Source organism: Rhizobium sp. Root1334 (genome assembly GCF_001426665.1).
GTDB lineage: Bacteria > Pseudomonadota > Alphaproteobacteria > Rhizobiales > Rhizobiaceae > Pararhizobium.
On sequence record NZ_LMEY01000007.1, the window covers coordinates 1 to 22,572 of the forward strand.

Here is a 22,572-nt window from a genome sequence, read left to right on the forward strand (position 1 = left end):
CGGTCATCGGTGGTGTCCTTCAGGTTGGTTCTAAGCAACCCGACCCTACCGGAAATCACCGATGGCTATGAAATCCAGCTACACCACTCCCTGGGACACGATCAAGGAAACCGCCGGCGGCTTCACGGTGCTGTCGATTTTGGACCGTTTCGTCGCCAGTTCAGGGCTCGACGAACATCTGTTTCGGCTGCTCAGTCTCCGAGCTTTTAAAATCAATGGTTGTGCGCACCGTCTGGACGCGCACACGCGGAAGCTCGCAACGAGCAAGGGAGTCAGTTTCTCGACCTCGTGGCGCAGCGCAAGGCCCAGGAAAGATTAAGGCGATGTCTAACACATTGATGCAACCCCCAGCCCCGAGTACGGCGAAACCCTGGCTGCATTCCTACCCTCCGGGCATGCCTAGCCATATCGATTCACTGCCTTTCAAGTCAATCGGTGAACTTTTCGCACACTCATGCGAAAAATATGCCGAACATCCCGCCTTCACCTGTATGGACAAAACGCTGACTTTCAGGGACCTCGATGTTGGTTTCCACTCAGAACTGAGCCGGTTAGACGCATAAGGGGGTGCGGACGAAAACTTGGACCACCAAGGAGGTAGTTCATGTATTCCTACGCAGACAGACTTCGAGCCGTTGAGCTTTATATCCGGCTTGGCAAGCGACTCAACTCGACCATTCGACAGTTGGGTTATCCCACCAAGAATGCGCTGAGGGGCTGGTACCGCGAGTACGTACAGGATCTCGACCTGCGTGTTCAGTCAGTAGCCCGAGCGCCAAAATATTCCGAGGCTCAGAGGCAAGCGGCACTTGAGCACTTTCGCACCCATGATCGCTGCATCTCTGCGACGATGAGGGCACTTGGCTATCCTGGACGAGGGACTCTAACCGCATGGGTCCGAGAGGCCTTTCCAGAGACACGAACATCGATGGTCGGTCGATCGTGGCACCCTGGCTATTCCAGGGAGGTCCGGCAAGCGGGGGTCATCGGACTATGCAGTGGAGATGAAAGCGCTCAACAGGTGGCTGACCGGCTGGGCGTCTCAAGGCCTACATTGTACAGCTGGAAAGACCAGCTTCTCGGTCATGAGGCCCCTTCATCTATGAAACGCCGCAAAGCCAACTCTAAAGTGCCAGAACATGAGGAACTCGAGCGCCAGCTTGAAGCCCTCCAGCGTGATGTCCGCCAGTTGCAACTCGAGCATGATCTCCTGAAGAAGGCCAACGAACTCCTAAAAAAAGGCCTGGGCGTCGATCTGCAGATCCTGAGTAATCGGGAGAAGACACAGCTGATTGACGCCCTTAAGGAAGTTTACCGCTTGCCAGAACTGCTCGCCCAGCTGCGAATTGCCCGAAGCTCCTACTTTTACCATCGCACACGCATGTGTCTGGCAGACAAGTATGCCGCCGTCCGCCACAGCCTCGCGAAAATCTTTGAAGCGAACAGACGTTGCTACGGCTATCGGAGACTACAGGCGTCGCTGGCAAGGCAGAGCGTGATAATCTCGGAAAAGGTTGTCCAGCGCTTGATGAAGCAGGAGTTACTGGTCGTTGCCAGACCGCGTCGACGGCGTTTTGGATCATATCTGGGAGAAATCAGTCCGGCACCCGAGAACCTGATCAATCGCGACTTCCATGCAAAAGCGCCGAATGTGAAATGGCTGACAGACATCACCGAGTTCCAGATCCCAGCCGGGAAGGTGTACCTTTCGCCTATCATCGACTGCTTCGATGGCATGGTCATCAGTTGGTCGATTGGAACGCAACCAGATGCGGACCTGGTCAATACCATGCTGGATGCAGCCATTGAGACCATGACTAACGGCGAGGAACGACCAATCGTCCATTCCGATCGCGGAGCTCACTATCGCTGGCCCGGCTGGCTCGCACGGATCAGCGAAGCAAAACTGGTTCGCTCGATGTCTCGAAAGGGCTGCTCACAAGACAACGCAGCGTGCGAAGGATTCTTCGGCCGGTTGAAAACCGAACTCTTCTATCCACGAGACTGGAAGACCATCACAATCGAACAGTTCGTCGCCGAGGTAGATGCCTATATTCGCTGGTACAATGAGAAGCGTATCAAGATATCGCTGGGATCGCTCAGCCCAGTCGAATATCGTAAGAGCCTCGGCCTAAACTTATGAAGCAGTCCAACTTTTTATCCGCATCCCCACCGGCTCAGTTCCGCGTGAAAACCAACACACGGCCTTCGAGGAGAAACTCACGCAATCTCGGTAGCAGATGCAGTTGCACAAAGACAGGCCGTCGGCGTAGTTGGCTGCTTGCGCGGCTTATCTGAGGATCCTACTGACTATCCGCATCTCAGCCCGCTGATCGGCACCTCACATCTTCAACGCATCGACAACAACCTTGAAAGCAGGCGAGTTTTGCCGTCTGCTTGGATAAAACAGGTAAGCATACACGGCTATTGGCATCGAATGCCTTGAATAGATCTGGATTGACCCCCAGTGAATTCTGCCAGGACGGAGCATTAGCACGTACAGTTGCCTCGGTTTCTGACTCGACTTTGATGCCTCCCGGTGCTTGATTGCGGCCCGGAGGACAGATCATGACATACGAGTGGGATGAAGCCCGCGCACGAAAAATGCGATTGATCAAACTGGCATCTGTATGGGCATTGACGGCGTCAGCCGTCAGCGCACCTATTGCGCTGCTTTTGACAGCATCTCCACTATAGTCGTGTCGCCGGGGTGCTCACGGCCACACCTTATAGATGCGCGTGTCGATCGCAGAGATCGCGGTTTCCACCGCCAGCGGCCGTCGTCAGCCAGTCGCGACACCGTAGCAGTGACGAAGGAACTGATGCGTTTGAAGACACGACAACCACTCATTCTCACAGCGCGCATACCGGAGACCGATCTGGCGCCTTTCGATCGGTTGCGTCAGATCTATTTTCCGCCGGACCGGAATTTTCTCCGTGCCCATCTGACGATGTTTCACCGTCTTCCTGGGGAATACACGGGCCGGATTATGGAGCAGCTTGCCGACATCGCCGGTGGAAGCGTGACAATCGAAGCCGAAGTCACCGGTGTTCAAAATCTTGGCGCTGGTGTTGCCTTTATGATCGACAGCCTCGAACTTCACGAGCTTCGCGCGCAGCTGAAGGCCGCTTTCCTGCCATGGCTCGGGCCGCAGGACATGCAGATTTGGCGGCCCCACATTACGATCCAGAACAAGGTCTCGAACCTTGCGGCCGACGATCTGCATCGCCAGCTCCTTTCGACGTTTGAACCGCACCCTATCAAAGTCATCGGTGTCGATCTCTGGCAATATCTGAACGGCCCCTGGAAGCATGAGAACTCGGCCATGTTCAAAACAGACGTTTGAAACCGGGCATCGGCATCGGTGCCCTTTAGTGTGAGCTCCGTTCCGCTAGCCGCTTACGTCAGCGGTCGAACCGCTCCAGCATTTTCTTCAATTTAGCATTCTGCAGTCGCAACTTTTGCGCCAGCTGACCGCGGAGATTTTTGATTTCGTCGTCCAAACTCGTTTCATCGGATTTGGCCGAAACGGCGGCAGTTGTCTCTGCACAACCAATCGCTCCGATGTCCCTTGCACGACCTCTTCGCTTACCCGGCGCAGATTTGACGGGCTCTTCAGGTTTCGAAAGGACAGCGGGACCGCCAATGCCTGGAGCCGCCAACGCCGGGTCGGAGGCGCCGTCGCCCTCCGCCACGCCTTTAATGCTCGCGTCGGTTTGCTCCAGCGGTTCCGGCTCTTCGGGCGCCGAAGCTGATGGCAAGGCGGGTGGCGTGTCAGCTATTGGCTGATCCGTTGGGTTGATGGTCTCATCAATAGACGTTTCTGCCGGTCCCGCGCCCAGTAAATCTTTTAGCTACTCGCCTTCTAGCGGGTTGTCGCCCTGCCTTTGCTGGCGTGGAGACGACACAAGTCGGACAAGAACTTCCAGGGAGACGCCATGACTTCGACCTCGCGTGGTTATCCCGCATGCAGGGTGCGAGCCGACATCCAGCAGCAAGCATGACTGCCACCAGGATACTCACCTCTCAGTCTGCGACCGGCCGCCCGACAGATATCAATCGAGCTTGAGCCGTTTGCGAAGATCAGCGTTTTCGGCCCGAAGCTTTTCCGCCAGAAGCGTACGAAGCCTTTGGTTTTCTTCTTCCAGTTGCAAAAGATCCGCCATCTCGTCGCTTGCTGTAACCGGTCCGGCAGGTGCAGTTTGCTCCGCCTTTGGCGTGCGTTTCACTGGTGCACGCTTTGCGGGCGCAGCCTCCTCCGTTGGCCTTGCCTTGCGTCCCCGCGTTTGCTTTGCAGGAGGCGCAAACTCTGTCGCAGTATCAACAGAGGCGATTGCCCGCTTCGCACGCGGTTTGCGCTCTTTCTTTGGTACGACAGGCGTTTCCGCAACGGCCGGTGCATCATCAGGTGTGATCGTATTGATTTCGTCGGCCATCGTCGTCTCCTCTTTGACTGCCACACTTGTCGGCCGCCCGAGGGTCACTGTCAACAACGGCACCGCCGTGTCAGGTTTTACCTCATGAAGTTCGTGGGCGGGTGGACGTGTGATGTTACTATCCGCCGCGAAGGCCATTGCCTCTTCTTCCAAATCAAGTGCCACCGCCTTGAGATCCATGTTGCCCCAGATCGAGTTTGGTTTGGCATCCGGTTTTCGCCGGCTGGATTTATATTCGACGGCAAAACTGCGTTCGTTTTTTTTCAATTCTGGGAGCCTTGCGTAGACGTGGGACAGCGGCATGTTCGGTGTCACTGCAAATCCTGGAAATAGCGAATGCCGGCACTTTCGTCCAGCCAATCATTGTTTAGGCGCTGTTGTCACGAATGCAGCTCGTTCACGATAGACGCCTTGAACGGAATCAAACCGGTTGACTCCATTCTTTGGTTAAGTCTTTGATTTTTCAGCTGCGCCACACCGGTACGCCGCACTGAATTATGGAACTATAGCTAGCGAGCTGGTAGTCGTGTCCGCCAGGTCCTGCACTTTATCCGCTAAGTTACGGTTCGGGAGAATTGCTGCGATGGAGCTTCACCCCATGCTGGATTGCTCGACGCTGTTGTGCCAACATTTCTTTTTAGAGGCGACATCAATCGCGCGAGGCAAGGCAAGGGTCAAGCAAAACATGCTTGCTATCTTGAATCGCCATGCCACCGCGGACGGTCACGACCTCGCCGACACGCATTCCGTTGTCAGAATACGTCACACACAACACACGGATGCCCGGCAAAGAGCAGATGCCGATATACCAGAGCACTCCGTCTGTATCCACGATCGTCAAAGGGCCGGTTGCCCACAGATCGACCCGTTGATAACTTTCAGCCTGAAAATTCAGAATTGTTCCGCTTAAATTCGCGCAAGTCGCAATTTCCTGGGGTGTCCCTTCTGGATATGTCAGACCAGGTCTACCGGGGTAAAGATCGTCTTGGGCCACGGCCAGTGATGCGCAAGACAACAGGGCGACGACATGTAAAACCAGGCGTTCCATACTTTATCCTCTCATGGACAATTACGTGAGATCGGCCGTGAACGCGTGAGTTCAGGGCCGTTAGTAAGATTGGCCCGGAGGCGCATCAAATGAGGGCAACTCCCCGAGCATTGGAAGAATGCGGCTGAACACCGCGCTGCCAGTCGGCACGGCGTTCCATCCAGATGTGCGAAAACCATGGGTTTCCGGCAGCCCCTTTGGCTCGTCCAGAAGTGTCAGCACCAGGAATCTAGGGGCGTCGGCAGGAACTACTCCCATAAAGGAGGTGATGTTCAGGGTCTTTGAATACCTGCCGTCGACGACTTTCTCTGCCGTGCCGGTCTTACCGCCTATCAGGTATCCGGATACCCTACCGTTTCGAGCGGAGCCTACGTCGGCATTCAGCTTGAAAAGGTAGCGCATGGCCTTCGTCGTTCCAGCCTTGACAAGGTCCGTGCCGAGGAGACGGGGAGCCAGGGCTGACATCTTGATGAAAGTGGGTCGGATGAGCTTTCCACCGTTGACCAGGGCAGCGACGCCGACACTCGCCTGTAGCGGTGTGACCGCAATACCGTGACCGAAAGAGGCGGTCGCCGTTTCGATGTCGTTCCAGCGCTTCGGAAGGATCGGAGTGGCTGTTTCCGGCAGTTCCGTCCGAAGGGTTTCCATCTGTCCAAATTGCTGCAGAAAGCGCCGGTGAGTTTCTCTCCCGATGTCCAGGGCCATCTTCGCCATCGAGATGTTCGACGAGTAGATGAATGCCTCTGGAAGAGACAAGGGCCTGTACTTGCCTTGGAAGTCGTGAATCCGCGCGCGACCGAAAGCGAGTGGCTTACTGGCATCAATCACCGAATGGATCGAGTATCGGCCAGAGTCGATCGCCATGGCGGTGGTCAGCGCTTTGAACGTTGAACCCATTTCAAAATTTGCCGCGGCAACTCGATTGATGCGATCGGGCTTAAGCGCCGCCGAGGGAGCGTTCGGGTCGAAGTCGGGCAAGGATGCGAGGGCAAAAACCTCTCCGGTCTCGACCTGAAGCACGAGCCCCGCCGCCGCCTTGGCTGAATATTTCTCGATCGCCTTTTTCAATTCGGACTCGAGTGCATGCTGCACGCGGATATCGATCGTGGTAACAACGGGCTCCAACGCATCAGCCGAGGTGTCCATGCCGCTTGAACGAAGGTCCGCCAGTCCTTCTGTCTCCATCCACTTCTCAAGCCCCGAGATACCAATGTTATCAACATTCACGGCGCCAAGCACATGTGCTGCCAGTGCTCCGTTGGGGTAGAACCGCTTTGTCTCACTCCGGAAACTGACCGCTGGGACGCCGGCGTCCCACAACGCCTGTTCTTCGAGCGGCGTTATCTGCCGCTTGATCCAAGCAAAGTGCGCTCTTGTGGCAAGTTTGTCATAGAGCTGACGATGGTCGAGGTCCGGGAACACGGAGGTGATGCGCTCGACTGCGTCGTCGATATCGACGATCAGCCTCGGTATTGCGAAAGCGCTGGTGATCGGGAGATCCATCGCCAAGATCGCACCATTTCTGTCCACAATTGCGGGACGGCTGTTCGCGACAACCTTCGGCACAGTGGCTAACAAGGGAGGCTCCAGGAGGCCGAGGAAGGTGAGACGTGCAAGCATGAGTAGAAAGAGGCCCAGGAATGCCGCCATGATCAGCAGGAGCCTGCGATTTCGGCTCTGGCCGCTCGACTGCGGCCTTGATCGCAAGGTGCGGCGCATCTCAATACAGACCGCCGGTGCTGCGCATCAGCCGGTCAAGCAACTCATCGTCAAATCTTCCTGACGATGAACCGACTATGGGGTCTGCCGTATCAGCAATCACGTCGCACGGGGCCACGCAGGGGCCTGTTCCCGGCTTGAAGACTTCCAAAACTGAGCCCGATTGCTCTTCTGTCGCCGTTCCGTTTCGCCGGTCGATACGGTGAAGGATCATACCGTCCGGCCGATGGAACGTGCCTCTCTTCCAGTCAGCGAGCGCTGTTTTCATATAGTCGATGAATACAGGCGCAGCCAGCCCCCCTCCAGTCTCGCCCGAGCCCATAGGGGTCGGCGTATCGTAGCCCATGAAGACACCGGTCACAAAATCCGGCGTATAGCCGACGAACCAGACGTCCTTTTCATCGTTTGTCGTCCCCGTCTTTCCCGCGAGCGGTACCCCGAGGACGTTAACACTCCTCGCTGTGCCACGCTGGACCACGCCTTGCAGCATCGAGGTGATCTGGTAGGCAGTCATCGGGTCGAGCACATAGTCCTTGTCGTCAACCACAGTGGGTTCAGGCTGCCCATTCCAATGCGCAGTGTTGCAGCCATCGCAGCGTCTTTCGTCCTGCTTGAAAATCGTCTGTCCGTCGCGACTTTGAATACGGTCGACGAACGATGGAAGCACCTCGCGGCCACCGTTGGCGAAGACGGCATAAGCCGCTACCAACCGCATCAGTGTGGTTTCACCCGCGCCAAGTGACATCGGAAGATATTCTTTCAGATCATCATAGAGGCCAAAGCGCTCGCCGTAGTGCGCCACGACATCCATTCCCACAGCGCGCGCAAGTCGTACCGTCATCTGATTGCGACTGTTTTCCAATCCTGTCCTGAGCGTAGATGCACCGCCCGAACGACCGTCATAATTTTTGGGACGCCACACTCTGCCTGCGCCGTCGGAAATGGCTAAGGGTGCATCGAGCACCAAGGTCGCGGGGGTGTAACCAGCGTCAAGCGCAGCCGCGTAGACAAACGGTTTGAACGATGAGCCTGGCTGACGGAAAGCCTGGGTCGCGCGGTTGAATTGTGATTGAGAATAAGAGAAACCACCGGCCATCGCCACGATCCGACCGGTCCTTGCCTCCATAGAGACCAGCGCACCTTGAACCTGTGGCGGCTGGCGTACGCGATACCCATCTTCAGTCTTCTCGACATAGACGACATCGCCCACCGAAAAGACGTCGGACGCGTTCTTGGCACATCGTCTTTTGCCTTTCTGCGGGGTGCAAAGAGCCCAACCGAGCGATTTTAGATCCATCTCGATTGGAGTTTCATTGACGACATCCGAAGTTAGAACCACACCATTCGCATCGACCCGTGTCACAAGGGTCAGGCGCCACTCGGGCACATCAACCAGAGGCGCAATCTTTCTTGAGGCGGATGGCCATTCGGCATTGTTCGCCAGATGGGTCAGCGGCCCGCGATAGCCTTTGGCCTGATCGTACTCAACCAGCCCCCTCTGTAACGCGCTCATCGCCGCACGTTGAAACACAGGGTTCAAGCTTGTCCGTATGCTGAATCCGGCACGATAAAGTTCAACCTCACCATACTTGGTCAGCAGGAACCTGCGAACTTCCTCTGTGAAGTATTCCGCTTTTTCAACTGTGGGGAGATTTTCGCTGAGAACGACCTCCAACGGCTCCGCCATGGCCCGAAGCGCGTCTGCTTTGGTAATAAAGCTGTTCGCCAACATCTGCTCTATCACCCAGTTCCGACGTGCAATTGCTCGGTCTCGGGCCTTGACCGGATGGTAGTTGTTCGGGCCCTTCGGGAGCGCCGCCAGATAAGCGGCCTCAGCGATGTCGAGTTCGGCCACGCCCTTGCCGAAGTAGCTCAACGCCGCCTGTGCCACCCCATAGCTTCCGGCGCCCAAGTAGATATCGTTGAGGTAGAGTTCGAGCAGTTGATCCTTGGTGAAGGCTTGGCTCATGCGAACAGCCAGCAGCACTTCCTTCAGCTTGCGCTCAAGCGTCCGGGCATTCGTCAGCAGGAAGTTCTTGGCTATCTGCTGTGTGATCGTCGAGGCCCCGATGAGGCGATCACCGCTCAAGCTATTTTCGATGTTCGACAGGAAGGCCTGTCCAATGCTGAGCGGATCGACACCCGAATGACTGTAAAAGTTCTTGTCCTCGGCAGCGAGAAATGCGCCTCTCACACGCAGCGGCACAGCCTCGATCGGCATGAAAAGACGCTTCTGGTGGGCAAATTCCGCCAGAATTGTTCCATCCCCAGCGTAGAGCCGTGAGGTGACGGAGGGATGCCAGTTGGCAAGCATCGTATGGTCGGGAAGCTCGGCGCTAAAATTCGCGATCAAGACGTAAAGCATCACTGCAAGCACGAGCCCGAGATTGATTGCGGCACTCAAAATTCCTCCCAGAAGCTTCATTCCGTACTCCATCTACATCCGGCCCGCTCTCCATGAGCCAAGTCATGGGACAGCCGAAAGCAAGCCTCTCTTCTCGTGAGAAGCCCGATTTTTCTTGGCGACCTGATCGTTCCGCCGAGTTCTTGTTGCGACCTGCTATTTCAATGATGGTGTGATATAGGGGTTGATACCTCCGCACAAACGACGTTATTTAGGATCAGATACAAATTTAATTTGGGTCACCATGGTCCGTCCGCATCTGCCACTCAACGCGCTTCGCGCCTTCGAAGCATCCGCAAGGCATTTGAGTTTTACCCGGGCGGCGATTGAGCTCTCGGTAACGCAGGCTGCCGTCAGCCATCAGGTCAAGATTCTCGAAGACCGCTTGAAAGTCAGCCTCTTCAAGCGCATCTCGAGAGGTCTGATGGTAACCGCAGAAGGCGAGGCGCTTCTGCCAGTGGTGCGCGATTCATTCGACCGCATGGCCGATATGCTCGAGCGCTTCGAGGGCGGTTACGTGCGGGAGGTCCTCACCGTCGGCGTCATCGGAACATTCGCGGTAGGTTGGCTATTGCCACGTCTTGCTGACTTTCAACTACACCACCCGCAGATCGAACTGCGACTATCCACCAACAACAATCGCGTGGACATCGCAGCTGAGGGCTTGGATTTCGCGATCAGGTTCGGGAGCGGCGCCTGGCACAATATCGAAGCCGAACACCTGTTTGATGCACCGCTCTCTGCGATCTGCATTCCTGAAATGGCAAAGAAACTGAAACGCCCGGAAGACCTTTTCAGGAATGTTCTTCTGAGGTCCTATCGCGCAGATGAGTGGACCGGATGGTTTGCAGCGGCCGGCGTGACTGGAGAGCCGCCGATCGCAAGCGGCATAATGTTCGACTCGTCCCTCGCCATGATCGAGGCGGCACTGCAAGGCGCAGGCGTCGCACTCGCGCCGCCACTGATGTTCCAGCGGCAACTGACAATGGGTTCGCTGCAGCAGCCTTTCGATGTTTTCGTGTCGCGTGGGAGCTATTGGCTCACATCGCAAAAATCCCGGAGCGGAACGCCTGCAATGTCAGCGTTCAGGAAGTGGCTCCTGGACGCGGCGATCCCCCTCGCGATGCAATCAACCGGAAAGCAACGCGCTAAAACGGGTTTGAGCTAGGCATTAAAAAAATTGGGGGTTGTCGTCAGCGGACGTCGGCTCCCCTTTTTCCGACCTGGCCTCTCCGGCACCGGAAGTACGGGCCGTTTTCAGGTTACCAGAACTGTGGGACTTCTATTGCATAGCCCTATCGTCGGCCGAGCGTGTTGACAGCGAGGACCCCGCCCAGAGCCAATGCGCCACCGAGAAGCGTTCTGGTTTCAGGCGTCTCGCCGAGGCCGGCCCAAGCGAAAAACATGGCACATGGCGGAATGAGATAGAGAAACTGGCCGGCTCGCGCCGCACCAAAATGTTTGAGCGCATATGTCCAGCACGACTGACCGATGGCCGCCGGCGCGACGGCAAGAAAAACAACCGCGCCAACAGTTGCCTGTGAGGCGGCGGCAAGCTGCTCGAGCCCTGCGGGAAGCCATGGGCACAGCGCAACGGTTCCAGCAAGTACAACCGCAGCCGTTACGGACAGAGGGTTGTGGCGAGCGAGGAGCGGCCGTTGCAGAACCGAATAGGTTGCCGCACTCGCCGCTGCCCCCACAATCAGTATCGTTCCCGCGCCAAACACCAGACCTCCGGGCTGGCCCGAAGCGATGACGGCAACACCAGAGAGTGCAAGGAGTGCGCCGCACCAGGCCCAGGCACTGAACCGCTCTTTCAGGAAAACAACCGCGAGCCCAACCATGAAGAGGGGCTGTGTGTTGACGATAAAGCTGGCCGCCCCCGCAGAGACCGAAGCCTGCCCCAGGTTCAAGAGCATGTTGTATGCGGCAATGCCGAGCACGCCGCATATCAGAATCACAAAGAGGTCGCGCGTGGGAAAACGGAACTGGCGCTGCCACAGCAGCCATCCGAGAGCGAGGAACGAAGCGAGCGCAAAACGGACACTCGCCATGGGGAGAGGTTCCAACTCGCGCAGCGAAATGCCGATGGCCGCGAACGAGGCCGACCAATTGATAATCGTTCCAGCGACCGCGAGGGCGGGTAAGAGTGTTGTCTGGGTGGGAAGCTTTATTGTCTGGGTCATGACCGAGTTTTGCCACATCGGATGCTGTTGACATATGGCGCCCATCGATATTCTGTTGTGCGCATGGATCACAGCTTGCCAAGCCTCGACGCTTTCGCAGCCGTACTGCACGCGGCCGAAACGGGATCATTCTCCGCTGCTGCCAATGCGCTCGACATCACCCATGGGGCGATCAGTCGCCGGATCGCCCTCGTGGAGGCTTGGGCCGGCTTCCGGATCTTCGAGCGGCACGGACGCGGCGTGCGGCTGACGGAAGCGGGGCAAGACATCGCCGCACAGGTGGAAACCCTTCTTCTCCAGTTTCGCGACATCGGACTTGCGGGGCCGCGCGGCGCAGACATGCCAATTGTGCGCACTGGGGTCATCAACTCCTTCGCGCGGCTTTGGATGATACCGAATTTGATGCGGCTCGAAGGCGACCCCAAGGACCTGCACATCCTTCTCGACATCGATTCACGGCTGATGCCCTTGGCAACCGACCGTATCGCAATCCGCTACGGAGCTGGCCCCTGGCCCGCGAGCCGGTCAATCCCACTCGCGCGAGAGATGTTCAGGCCCTACGCCTCGGCGGGTCTCGCCGCAACGTTACCCGCAGATCTAAATCCCAAAACCATCCTATCCTACCCTTTGATCCATGACCAGTATGATGACGGCTGGCCAATGTGGCTGGATTTGCCGCGCCTGGCGGTCCGTCCTCTGGACAGACACCTGCCCGGCTACGATCTGACATTGCTTGCTGCGGCCGAGGGATTGGGTATTGCTTTGGTGCGCGCACCTTACGGCGATCACGCGTGCAGAAGGCTTGGCCTTCTACCCGTCGCAGAACGCAGGGTCGTGAATCCCAAGATGTTTCACATCGTGGTGCACAATGGGCGCTTGTCCAAAGCCACTCAGAGACTAGCCGACCGCATCGAAAAATTGTTTTCCGCCGACGCCAGTGTTCGAGAGGCGACGTTCAGGTGAATCCACCTGGCCAGAGTGCAAAACCCGATTTTCATGAGGGATGTAGTTATGAGTGATCTGTGCTCTGAGAGCGGCGGTGAGAAAGTCTGCCAGGGTAGAGGCGGGATAGTCCTGCTGCGCTGGAATAAAACCCAGCCACCTATATACCCTTCTGCGACGAATGCAGGAGGGCCCGGGATCTACACCGTGGAACGTTATCTGAAGGTGCGACTGGCTTTCTCGGAAAGGATGAGCCGGCGTCATCCTGGGCAAGGGCTGCCAGGCCTTCTATTCCTTTGCGCATGTCCGTGATCTCACACGCAAGATAGACCCGAACGCCGGTCCCAGGCCCGATCATGCTGCTTCCACCGCCCGAATAAGCTGCGTCAGTGCGGCCGTATCGACCGCGCTGCCGAAGCGCAGGATGCGACCGCGGCTCAATCGCAATTCGATCATCCCGGAGCGGCTCTCCCTGCATTCCTGAACATCGGTCTGTACAGAATTCATATCGATGGGAACAAACAATGCATTCGCAGACGCCGACAGCAGCCCCTTCTTTTTGAGTTCGCCACGCCAGGTGTAGATCTGCTGACGCGTTACATCGTACCGGTGAGCAACCTCTGTGATCGTGGCTCCCGCAACCCCAACCGACATGACAATCGCGAGCTTCTCATCATCGCGCCATCGACGCCGCCGCTCTTGCCCAAGAATTTCAACCCGCATCGCAATCCCCGCATAAGACACGTCGCTAACGACGTCGTTACACACGTGTCTTAGGCTATCAGGGCGTTAAGCGGCAGGCGGTGCCAATCGGGCGGTTACGATATTGCGGCAGGCAGTGTTTTAGATGTCGGATGACGCGGCCGCCGCTAGACTTCGATCCCGGTGAGCAAAGGCAATGCCGGCGCCGTGCCGCTATCGACCGGCTGGGTCTTGGGCCTGCGCACGGAGGACTTACTCTTCCTCGCTTTCGACGGCGGGTCGTCAGGCGCTGTCAGTTCGAGTTGCTCGACGCCCGGCGACAAGGTCTCGGCAGCCGACTGCACCCTGTCGGTGTTAAGAGATGTGGGCGCCGGCTCCGTCACGGCGTGCTCCGTTGACACGACAACAGTCCGTGGTTTCGGGCTGGGGGATTTTGGGACTGCCCGTTGCAGCGGGACGTCGGGCTCGACATAGCGGGAATAGCGAATCATCGGCTGTGAGCCTCCATAATGTTCACTAATCGTTCTCATTTGGAGACGAGAGTGTCAACGCGATAAGTTGGGTCAATGACCGGCGAGCAATCGCTCCTGCGCTATCTTTCGACAGCGGGAGGGACTCTAAGCCCGCAGCCAAACAAGCCGCACTGGCTTCTCCGCACTCGTTGGACCACTATGGACGAAGATACTCAATCGTTGGGGACCAGCATGTCGTCAAGTTTCGTTCGCCAGCGCCGGGTATTTTTTCTGCTTGCCGCTACGTCAGCCATTGTTGCCTTCACCGTTCCGAGTGTTCAGGCGGCCGACAGCGCGTGTAGCGCTCGAGGCGCCGACACCGTCAGGCAAGCTTACCCCGCGGCGAAACAAGTTTCCGAACGGGAAATCAAGCTTGGAGTCCAGACCATCGGGCTACCGGCAGATTTGGGCGACAATCCTCATGAACTGATCTGCAAGACGTGGCCCGCCCGCCCCGAGCTCACGCTTTTCGCAGTACCTCTCATGACGAGCCAATCCGAGGACGGAAACGAAGGAGATATCGAACTGCTCGTTGTCGAAAGCGACGATCTCAAGCTGAAGCACCGGCTGCGCCTTCCAGACCTTCTCACCGACGATGCCGTCTTCGTCTCAGGCGTGGCTTTTGACACCGCATACTATCGCCTTTCAGAGAGCGAGATTGCCTTCGGATTGCGCATTGAACGGCGCGGAAGTTCGAGCCCCAATCCGTTTGGCGAGACAGTCCTGTGGCTCTTTGTCATAGACAACAACGAACTGAAACCTGTGCTCGATAACATTGTGGTCGCAGGGCACCAGGGCGAATGGGATACCAATTGCGCTGGGGAATTCCAGACCATCGAGCGCACGCTCGCCATGGGGCGCCTTCAACCAAACCGCCGTTCCGATATCCTCGTCTCGGAGAAGAAAACAAAGACTATCAGCACGTTGGGCCCGGACGGAGAGTGTGTGGACGATAAAGACGCGATCACAACTGTCCGTCGTCTGCGCTTCGAGGGGACTGCTTATCAGGTGCCGGAAAACCTCAAACGAATCGACTAAATGCACCGCGGGCTCGCGAAATCACCGAGCCGGTACGTGCATTTTACGGTCACGTAGTGCACCAAAACCGCACCACCCGTCGCCGCTAATAAAAGACCGATAATGTTGCATTATCAATGGCTTATCGGTACCCAGTCATTTGGGTCTAGCGCACTTGCCGGGCGAGCGATCGCGCGATATCCACAATGTCATTTCGTGACGTCGTAGGGTCCTCGGCGTTCCAAGCAATACCCAGCCCAATCCGGAAGTCAACGCCCCTCACCTTCCGGAGTGCAAGGTTGCGGTTTGGAAGATCGCCAGTCCATTCCGGCGCAAAGCCGATCCCGAGCCCTGCGGAGACCAGCGAAACCAGGGAAAAAGTGTCGTCGCAGGTGTAAGCGATGTTCCGTGTCAGATCATACTCGGCGAACTTTTCGGCAAAATATCTCTCGGTGTAGGATAGGTTTTGCCGCGAGAAGGAAATAATCTTCGCTCGCTGCCCTGTTGCGCTTGTCCGCGGCAGAGCCGAACGAGCGGGTGCGGAAGATGCTGGTGTTCGCTGTGGAACAGACGATCTGGGGGTTCTCGATCCTCAACCGCTACAGCCCGACCCACTTTTCGCAGGTTAACCGCAACCTCAACGGCGTCTACTACATCGCCTCGCAGCATGCGGAATGCAGCCCTTGGTATAACCTAGAAGGAAAGTTCTCGCGACTCGTTAGCGCATTTCGCCTGTTTGCACCGAAGTCACACGATGCGTTTGTGACCGTGGGGACAGCCGCACACCTGCCGGTGTCAGCCGCCTCCGTGGATTACGTGTTTACTGATCCACCGTTCGGGGAAAACATTTACTACGCTGATCTCAACTTTCTTGTGGAAGCTTGGCACGGTGTGACTACCGCAGCATCAGCTGAGGCTATCGTGGACTCGGCAAAGGAGAAGGACCTTCCTTGGTATGAAGGTGCCATGCAGGCCTGCTTCGCGGAATACTTTCGCGTTCTAAAGCCTGGTCGGTGGATGACAGTCGTTTTTTCGAACAGCCGGGCGTCCGTGTGGAACGCGATCCAAGTCGCGCTTCAGCAAGCAGGCTTCGTCGTTGCGGAGGTTACGGCGTTGGACAAGACGCAGGGTAGCTACCGTCAGGTTACGTCCGCAAACGCTGTGAAACAGGATCTTGTCGTCTCGTGCTACAAGCCAAATGGCGGGCTAGAGGACCGGTTCGAAGCGCGCGGGTTGACTGACGACACTGCGTGGGACTTCATCCGCACCCATCTGAAGAATCTGGCTGTGGTCAAGCGGAGCAAGGTCGGCGGGATCGAGATGGTCGCGGAGCGCGATGCACGACGATTATTCGACCGGATGGTCGCCTGGTTCGTGCGCCACAACACGCCCGTGCCGTTGTCCAGCGCCGAGTTCCAGGCCGGGCTCGCCGAGCGCTTCCCTGAGCGCGATAGCATGTTCTTCCTGCCCAACCAGATCGACGAGTACGACAGGGCGCGCATGCAGGCAGGGGATCCACCGCAGCGCGACCTGTTCGTTGACGACGAGCGCACCGCGATCGACTGGCTCACCGACTTTCTAAAGGCCAAACCCTCGACCTATCAGGAGGTGCACCCTGACTTCACTCAAAAGACGGGCGCTGGTTGGAGGAAGCACGAGACCAAGCCGGAACTGCTTCGACTCCTCGACGAGAATTTCCTAAAATTTGACGGCAATGGCCCTGTGCCGTCGCAGATCCATGCCTACCTGTCGTCAAACTGGAAAGAGCTGCGCAACCTCGACAAGGACGCCCCGCAGTTGGTCGAGAAGGCGCGTAATCGCTGGTTCGTGCCCGACCCTAACAAGCAACATGACGTCGAGGCCCGCCGCGAGAAGTCGCTGCTGCGCGAGTTCGACATCTACAAGGCTCACAAGGGCAAAAAGATGAGGGAGATCCGGCTGGAGGTGATGCGGGTCGGGTTCAAGGCGGCGTGGGCGGCCAAGGACTACCGCACTATCATCGACGTATCGGCAAAAGTGCCCGATGAAGTGTGGCAGGAGGACGAGCGTCTAATGATGCTGCACAGCATGGCCGAGACTCGACTCGAGGCTGAGCGGTGAGCGCCATCGTCGCGTCGGGCGCCCAACGCGGCGACTGGCTGTGGCATGGTCCTCTTGGTGCCGTCCAGGTAATTGACCGGCTGGAGAGCTGGGGCGTGCACTCGCTCCGAGTGTGGTCACCCGCGTCGGGCACGGTTACCCAGATCGATGAAGCCGCGGCCGAGCCAGTCGCCGCCCGCGCACCCACTTTAAACACCATCGTGCACCGGGCCGCCGCGGCACGCGTGCAGGAGGCGCTCGCCACCGAGGTCCTGCTCGCACCTATGCGATCAAGCGTCACCCCGCTGCCGCACCAGCTCTATGCGCTGGAGCGCGCCATGGAAAAGGGGCGAGTCCGCCACCTGTTCGCGGACGAGGTCGGCTTAGGCAAGACGATTGAGGCGGGACTCGTCATCCGCGAGCTCAAGCTGCGCGGCCTGGCGAAACGCATCCTCGTCGTCGCGCCGAAGGGGCTTACCCCACAGTGGCAGGCGGAGATGCAGCTCCACTTCGGTGAGGCATTCCGCATCGCAGAACCGGGCGACTTCGACGCAATCTCCCGCTGGTCGGACGACGACAACGTCTGGCGCGTCGCAGATCAGGTAATCTGCCCCCTCGACAGCGTGAAGCCCCTTGCTCGGCGTCGCGGTTGGTCCTGGGAGCGGATCGCGGCCTACAACCAGCGGCGTTTTGAGGACCTGATCACCGCCGCCTGGGACCTGGTGGTCATCGATGAGGCACACCGACTCGGCGGCAGCACCGATCAGGTGGCCCGCTATAAGCTGGGCTCCGCGCTCGCCGACGCCACGCCCAACCTGCTCCTGCTGTCCGCGACGCCACACTCGGGGAAGTCGGACCAGTTCCTGCGCCTGATGCAGCTCCTCGACCGTGAGGCTTTTCCCGGCGAGGACTGCATCGACCGTGATCGGGTGGCACCGTACGTCGTTAGAACCGAGAAGCGGCTCGCCATCGACCACGAGGGCAATCCGCTCTTCAAGCCCCGGCAGACCCGGCTCGTGACCGTGGAGTGGGAACCGAGGCACGCCGCCCAGAGGCAGTTGTACGAGGCGGTCACCGACTATGTGCGGCATGGCTACAATCAGGCATTGAAGAGCAAGCAGCGCCACATCGGCTTCCTCATGGTTCTTATGCAGCGGCTGGTGACATCGTCTACTGCCGCGATCGCTACAACCCTCCGCCGTCGTCTCGAGGTGCTTGAGGATGCACCCGCGCAGCTGTCGCTTGCGCCTGACATCGACGTCGCCGAGATGGCGGACATGGATGGACAGTCGCAGCTCGACGAGCTGGTGGACTGGCCTGGCTGGCGGTCGGAGAAGGCGGAGGTCGCGACCCTTTTACGTCTCGCGGAGCAGGCACTCGGAGGAACCGACGCAAAGGTCGAGGCGTTGCTGGAGCATGTTTACCGCATGCAGCAGGAGGAGGACGACCTCGACCTGAAGGTGCTCATCTTCACCGAGTTCGTCCCTACGCAGGCGATGCTCGCCACACAGCTCCGCGAGCGCGGCTTCGAGGTAGCCACGCTTAACGGGCAGATGGCGGTGCAGGAGCGAGTAGCCGCTCAAAAGGCGTTCGCAGGAACGGCTCGGGTGCTGATCTCGACGGACGCAGGTGGCGAGGGGCTGAATCTCCAGTTTGCGCACGTCATGTTCAACTACGACATGCCGTGGAATCCTATGCGCATCGAGCAACGCATCGGCCGCGTTGACCGAATCGGGCAAAAGCATACGGTTCGCGCCACCAACTTCGTCCTCGGTGGGACGGTCGAGCACCGCGTCCGTGAGGTGCTGGAGGCGAAGCTCGAGGCGATAGCCGAGGAATTCGGGGTTAACAAGGCGGCCGACGTGATGGACTCAGTCGAAGCGGAAGCGATGTTCGACGGCCTCTACATCGACGGCATCCTCTCGCCCGACGCGGTCGAGCAACGCGCCGACGCCAGGCTGGAAGAACTACGGGCACGGATAGCTGCCGACCGCGAACGTCACGAGCTCCTCGGTTCCGCCGCCCCGCTCGATCCGGGCGCCGCCCAGAGGTGGCGCCGGCATCCCATCCACTTTTGGGTTGAGAAGGCGGTGACAGCCGGTCTTGCCGACGCCGGCGGCGTTGCCCAACGCGATGGTGAAACCTGGCGGATTACCTGGCCCGATGGCTCCTCGAACGATCGTGCCTGCTTCGACGCATCCGGTCTCGACGCGGCTCCCGACGCGACTTGGCTGACCCTCGATAATGCCGCCGTCCGTGGCGTGATCGACCACCTTCCCGCAGAACCGCCGGGTCGCCCGATTCCGCGCGTATCGGTGCCACAGCTGCCGGCCGGCGTCGAGGGCGTATGGTCGCTATGGCGCATTCGCATGAGCACCGTGCGGGGGGATAATCAGCGATACATGCCGCTCTTCGTGCAGAACGGGCGGGCGTTCGCGCCCACGGCCCGTAGGCTGTGGGACATGATCGTCACAGGTGAACTCACGACCGACGGCGACTACGCCAGCGACGCGGCAGCCGCCTTGGAGCAGTTCGCCGAAGCGCAGGCCGAGCCGATCTACCTGGAGCTTCGCAACGGACACCTCCAGCAGCTGGAGCAGGAGCGCCAGCGCGTAGCCGCAGCGTTCGACGCACGCCGACGGGCGATAGGCCGGATAGGGCTTGAGAACGTTCGACGCGCACGGCTGGGGCGCCTTGAGGAGGAACATGAGCGTCGCATCCGTGAGCTCCAGAACGCGGCTGCGATAATGCCAAGCCTGGAGCCGGTAATCATCGTCGAGGTGCGACCGGCATGACGGCTTGGTCCGATCACATCTTGGCTCCGTTCCAGCGCGAGTTCAGCCATCTGTGGGTCGTTACCGACCCCGATGAGATTCTGCTCGCCCCCACGGTTGCCCCAATCCTCGCGAAAAGAGGTTTCGAGCTCGTCACCTATCGTGACCCGCTCGCCTTCCGGCAACGCTACGAAGCCGAAATAAGGGGTGCGGCTGGAGGCGGCGCCTTCCTCGTCCACGTCCGTGGTGATGCCAGCACGATCGTGCCCTGGGACGTCCTGAACGAGGCGCGCGTACATGCGCTCTCGATCCCCGAGTTGTTCGGCGCGCTCGACGCAAACGCGGTGCGCGCGGTCGGATCAGAACGCTATGACGACCTGTGGCAGATCACGTCTTCTAGGCCGAGCATGCCGACGATAGGCACGGTCGCGACGAAAGACTTCCTAGCGACCAACCTTTACCGCGTCGTGCCGGACCTACTCCGACGCCCTACTGATTTCTGGGAGCAGGCCTTCGACATTTTCTTCCGGGGCTCGCCCCTCCCACGCCTCATCGCATGCCATGTGGCAGAGCGGGCCTGCAGGCCGGACGGCATGTCTGTCGAGGTAGCGGCATCGATCCTTTCCGATCGGGCGACCTTCATCGACCGCGTCCAACGGGACTGGAACCTGTTCGCACGGGCATGGGCACGCGGCGAGGAGCCGCCCGCCGACGTCATCCCCTTCGCGCTGCCCGGCGTCCGCGTGAACCTCGACAGCATGGTGCTTGATGGCACCATTGCGCCCGCGAAGGTCGAGCTGGTTCCCCCATCGACGCCGAGCTGGATGGTCGTTGGAATGGCGCGGGACGATGAAGCCGCTCGCGCCCTGGCCGAGCAGCGGATCGACTTGTTGCGACAGGACATCCCGAAGGACGGCGCCACACACGGCGAGTGGCTGCGGTTTGCGGAACGGCACGCCGAGATCGTTGATGCGGGGCGAAGCCTAGCCACTGACGCCACCCGACCTGATCCGATGGCCGGGATCGCACAGGCCATCGATGTCTCCCTTTTCGACTGGCTGAAGAGCGGCTTCGACGGGTTGAGCTTCAACAGCTACGCGACCGCTCCCTCTATCGTGCATCAGATCGCGCCGCACATGGCGCATCGTCGACGGTCCGGTGAGCGGAGGCAGGCGCTGATCGTTGTCGATGGGATCGCGCTCGACCAGTGGCTCATCTTGGAGCGCCGTCTTCGTGTCAATCAGCCGGACCTCCTCATCGATACCCGGTCATGCTTCGCTTGGCTACCGACGGTGACCGGCGTCTCGCGCCAAGCGATCTTCACCGGCGATCAACCACGAGCCTTTGCCAAGACGATCGGCAGCACCTCGCCCGAACCCGCCGCATGGCGGCGCTTCTGGGTGAACGAGGGTCTCGCCGAGAGCCAAGTGTTCTACGCCAAGGGACTTGGCCAGCCGGGGTCTTGCGACGAGGTCATCTCCGGCGCGATTGCCGATGGCGTCGAGGTCATCGGGCTCGTTGTGGACACGGTCGACGAGCTTCTCCACGGAGAGCTGTTCGGTAAGCAGGCGCTGGTCGGCCGCATCGAGCACTGGCTCGGGCTCGGCGAATGGGATCGGCTCGTCTGTTCGCTGATCGGAGCGGGCTACCGCATCTACGTCACCGCTGACCACGGCAATGTCGACGTCGTAGGCATGGGCCGTCCGTCGGAGGGGAGCGCCGCGGAGGAGCGTGGCGAGCGGGTCCGTATCTACGACAGCGTGGCTCTGCGGCAGAAGTCGTCCGCCACTATCGCCGGCAGCCGGGTTCTGCAGCCGGGTGGTTTGCCCGACACCTATATGCCGCTGTTCGCACCGTATGGGCGGGCATTTATCCCCGACGGCCGGCGAGCCGTCGTGCATGGGGGCACATCCCTGGAGGAAGTCATCGTCCCGTTCGTCAGGATTTCGAGAAAGGAAGAGACGTGAGCACCGTACCACCCCGAATTGGCATGGATCGTTTCATCGATGCCGAATGGATGGAGTTGGCGGCGTCCGTTGTGCGTGGCGAAAGCGACTGGAAAGGTCTCCACGCACAACTCGCAGCTGATATCCCAGGACGCCAGGTCCAGCGCAAGGTTGTCGGTATCTTAAATCGGATGTGGTTTCCGGAGGGTACGGTCGGTCGAAGCCTTACGATAGAGGCTGCTATGCTCGTGCAACATAGTAAGCCAGGGTCACGCACCGCGGCCTTTGTAGCCGTAGCTATTGGAGCCTATCCATATTTCCGGGAGGTAGTGGAAAACGTTGGTCGCCTACTTCGTCTGCAAGAGACTTGTTCCGCAGGAGAGGTTCACCGCCGCATGTTCGAACTGCACGGAAAGCGGGCTACGATCGATCAGGCAACCAGTTATGCCTTTAAAACGATGGTGTCTTGGGGCATGGTCCAACGTCAAGCCGACCGAAGGCTCTGCCATGCAGCATCTCTGGAGCTTGTTCCAGAGGCAAAGAGACTTCTTGATCTTGCTGCCAACAGGTCGCGACACAGCGTCACCCCGTTACAAGCGACTGATCCGCTGCTTTTCGCCTTCAACAAAGGTTGATCGGACAGCCGGCGGCTATGCAGAGATCGATCACCAGAGCATGTCGTTGCGGTCGGCACAACGCAGCTAGCCGACGATCCTCTGTTCTGACGGTAGCAGCAAATCAGCTTCCACTTAAGGAAGCAATATCGGGGCGCCGCGGCTCGATCATGCCTTTTGCCTCCAGAAAAA

The 22,572-nt window shown here is 58.8% G+C and carries 18 protein-coding genes and 1 pseudogene; 10 read left to right on the forward strand and 9 right to left on the reverse strand.

All coding sequences use genetic code 11. The features are described from left to right. The first annotated feature begins 61 nt into the window (after window positions 1-61). The 3 genes from ASD36_RS30580 (at window position 62) to ASD36_RS12030 (ending at window position 3,347) form a co-directional block, all read left to right on the forward strand. The gene (locus tag ASD36_RS30580) at window positions 62-319 is read left to right on the forward strand and encodes a carboxymuconolactone decarboxylase family protein (RefSeq protein WP_060510729.1); all 258 of its coding nucleotides are present in this window, start codon (window positions 62-64) and stop codon (window positions 317-319) included. Window positions 320-604: 285 nt separating this feature from the next. Continuing rightward, complete coding sequence (locus ASD36_RS12025) at window positions 605-2,143, forward strand: IS3 family transposase (protein WP_060510731.1); 1,539 nt, start codon at window positions 605-607, stop codon at window positions 2,141-2,143. Between the two features lie 679 nt (window positions 2,144-2,822). After that, window positions 2,823-3,347, forward strand: a complete 525-nt coding sequence (locus ASD36_RS12030; protein ID WP_082562768.1) for a 2'-5' RNA ligase family protein — start codon at window positions 2,823-2,825, stop codon at window positions 3,345-3,347. 58 nt (window positions 3,348-3,405) lie between these two features. Here ASD36_RS12030 and ASD36_RS12035 read toward each other — a convergent pair whose 3' ends face one another. From ASD36_RS12035 to ASD36_RS12055, 5 genes are all read right to left on the reverse strand, one after another. Then, window positions 3,406-3,762, reverse strand: coding sequence for a hypothetical protein (locus tag ASD36_RS12035; RefSeq protein ID WP_060510733.1), 357 nt, complete (start codon window positions 3,760-3,762; stop codon window positions 3,406-3,408). Window positions 3,763-4,056: 294 nt separating this feature from the next. After that, window positions 4,057-4,704, reverse strand: coding sequence for a hypothetical protein (locus ASD36_RS12040; protein WP_060510853.1), 648 nt, complete (start codon window positions 4,702-4,704; stop codon window positions 4,057-4,059). A 382-nt stretch (window positions 4,705-5,086) separates the two neighbouring features. Then, the gene (locus ASD36_RS30585; RefSeq protein WP_156393839.1) at window positions 5,087-5,485 is read right to left on the reverse strand and encodes a hypothetical protein; all 399 of its coding nucleotides are present in this window, start codon (window positions 5,483-5,485) and stop codon (window positions 5,087-5,089) included. A 60-nt stretch (window positions 5,486-5,545) separates the two neighbouring features. Further along, on the reverse strand, window positions 5,546-7,135 hold the full coding sequence (locus ASD36_RS12050; RefSeq protein ID WP_244489804.1) for a penicillin-binding protein 2: 1,590 nt from the start codon (window positions 7,133-7,135) through the stop codon (window positions 5,546-5,548). A 70-nt stretch (window positions 7,136-7,205) separates the two neighbouring features. Beyond that, on the reverse strand, window positions 7,206-9,629 hold the full coding sequence (locus tag ASD36_RS12055; RefSeq protein ID WP_060503990.1) for a penicillin-binding protein 1A: 2,424 nt from the start codon (window positions 9,627-9,629) through the stop codon (window positions 7,206-7,208). A 223-nt stretch (window positions 9,630-9,852) separates the two neighbouring features. Between ASD36_RS12055 and ASD36_RS12060 the strand changes: the two genes are divergently transcribed. Further along, a complete protein-coding gene (locus tag ASD36_RS12060) occupies window positions 9,853-10,776 on the forward strand; it encodes a LysR family transcriptional regulator (protein WP_060503989.1) in 924 nt (307 codons plus the stop codon). 127 nt (window positions 10,777-10,903) lie between these two features. Here the strand turns inward: ASD36_RS12060 and ASD36_RS12065 are convergent, their stop codons facing one another. Beyond that, on the reverse strand, window positions 10,904-11,794 hold the full coding sequence (locus ASD36_RS12065; RefSeq protein WP_060510740.1) for a DMT family transporter: 891 nt from the start codon (window positions 11,792-11,794) through the stop codon (window positions 10,904-10,906). Window positions 11,795-11,869: 75 nt separating this feature from the next. Between ASD36_RS12065 and ASD36_RS12070 the strand changes: the two genes are divergently transcribed. After that, window positions 11,870-12,757, forward strand: a complete 888-nt coding sequence (locus ASD36_RS12070; RefSeq protein ID WP_162246360.1) for a LysR family transcriptional regulator — start codon at window positions 11,870-11,872, stop codon at window positions 12,755-12,757. A gap of 333 nt (window positions 12,758-13,090) precedes the next feature. On the opposite strand, the gene ASD36_RS12075 is transcribed toward ASD36_RS12070, so the two are convergent. Beyond that, a complete protein-coding gene (locus ASD36_RS12075; RefSeq protein WP_060510742.1) occupies window positions 13,091-13,459 on the reverse strand; it encodes a transposase in 369 nt (122 codons plus the stop codon). A gap of 146 nt (window positions 13,460-13,605) precedes the next feature. Beyond that, the gene (locus ASD36_RS12080) at window positions 13,606-13,929 is read right to left on the reverse strand and encodes a hypothetical protein (protein WP_060503981.1); all 324 of its coding nucleotides are present in this window, start codon (window positions 13,927-13,929) and stop codon (window positions 13,606-13,608) included. 213 nt (window positions 13,930-14,142) lie between these two features. Here ASD36_RS12080 and ASD36_RS12085 point away from each other — a divergent pair, with 213 nt between their 5' ends. Continuing rightward, a complete protein-coding gene (locus tag ASD36_RS12085) occupies window positions 14,143-14,988 on the forward strand; it encodes a hypothetical protein (protein WP_156393840.1) in 846 nt (281 codons plus the stop codon). Window positions 14,989-15,133: 145 nt separating this feature from the next. On the opposite strand, the pseudogene ASD36_RS29960 reads toward ASD36_RS12085, so the two are convergent. Then, window positions 15,134-15,457, reverse strand: a pseudogene (locus ASD36_RS29960) (LysR substrate-binding domain-containing protein); the annotation flags it as partial. Between the two features lie 56 nt (window positions 15,458-15,513). On the opposite strand from ASD36_RS29960, the gene ASD36_RS12090 reads away from it, so the two are divergent. From ASD36_RS12090 to ASD36_RS12105, 4 genes are read left to right on the forward strand one after another with little or no spacing between them, the layout of a single operon-like run. Then, entirely contained in the window at window positions 15,514-17,067 is a 1,554-nt protein-coding gene (locus ASD36_RS12090) for a site-specific DNA-methyltransferase (RefSeq protein WP_156393841.1), read from the forward strand. Next, complete coding sequence (locus tag ASD36_RS12095; RefSeq protein ID WP_200954897.1) at window positions 17,064-19,841, forward strand: helicase-related protein; 2,778 nt, start codon at window positions 17,064-17,066, stop codon at window positions 19,839-19,841. Before ASD36_RS12090 ends, ASD36_RS12095 begins: the two co-directional genes overlap by 4 nt. Beyond that, window positions 19,838-21,787, forward strand: a complete 1,950-nt coding sequence (gene pglZ, locus ASD36_RS12100) for a BREX-3 system phosphatase PglZ (RefSeq protein WP_060510748.1) — start codon at window positions 19,838-19,840, stop codon at window positions 21,785-21,787. Before ASD36_RS12095 ends, pglZ begins: the two co-directional genes overlap by 4 nt. Then, complete coding sequence (locus ASD36_RS12105) at window positions 21,784-22,401, forward strand: hypothetical protein (RefSeq protein WP_156393842.1); 618 nt, start codon at window positions 21,784-21,786, stop codon at window positions 22,399-22,401. Before pglZ ends, ASD36_RS12105 begins: the two co-directional genes overlap by 4 nt. Window positions 22,402-22,572 lie beyond the last annotated feature (171 nt).

Coding starts and splice junctions, on each gene's coding strand:
- ASD36_RS12025 (WP_060510731.1), top strand. CDS start 605: ATGTATTCCTACGCAGACAGACTTCGAGCCGTTGAGCTTTATATCCGG.
- ASD36_RS12050 (WP_244489804.1), bottom strand. CDS start 7,135: ATGGCGGCATTCCTGGGCCTCTTTCTACTCATGCTTGCACGTCTCACC.
- ASD36_RS30580 (WP_060510729.1), top strand. CDS start 62: ATGGCTATGAAATCCAGCTACACCACTCCCTGGGACACGATCAAGGAA.
- ASD36_RS12055 (WP_060503990.1), bottom strand. CDS start 9,629: ATGAAGCTTCTGGGAGGAATTTTGAGTGCCGCAATCAATCTCGGGCTC.
- ASD36_RS12065 (WP_060510740.1), bottom strand. CDS start 11,794: ATGACCCAGACAATAAAGCTTCCCACCCAGACAACACTCTTACCCGCC.
- ASD36_RS12080 (WP_060503981.1), bottom strand. CDS start 13,929: ATGATTCGCTATTCCCGCTATGTCGAGCCCGACGTCCCGCTGCAACGG.
- pglZ (WP_060510748.1), top strand. CDS start 19,838: ATGACGGCTTGGTCCGATCACATCTTGGCTCCGTTCCAGCGCGAGTTC.
- ASD36_RS12060 (WP_060503989.1), top strand. CDS start 9,853: ATGGTCCGTCCGCATCTGCCACTCAACGCGCTTCGCGCCTTCGAAGCA.
- ASD36_RS12090 (WP_156393841.1), top strand. CDS start 15,514: ATGCTGGTGTTCGCTGTGGAACAGACGATCTGGGGGTTCTCGATCCTC.
- ASD36_RS12075 (WP_060510742.1), bottom strand. CDS start 13,459: ATGCGGGTTGAAATTCTTGGGCAAGAGCGGCGGCGTCGATGGCGCGAT.
- ASD36_RS30585 (WP_156393839.1), bottom strand. CDS start 5,485: ATGGAACGCCTGGTTTTACATGTCGTCGCCCTGTTGTCTTGCGCATCA.
- ASD36_RS12085 (WP_156393840.1), top strand. CDS start 14,143: ATGTCGTCAAGTTTCGTTCGCCAGCGCCGGGTATTTTTTCTGCTTGCC.
- ASD36_RS12030 (WP_082562768.1), top strand. CDS start 2,823: ATGCGTTTGAAGACACGACAACCACTCATTCTCACAGCGCGCATACCG.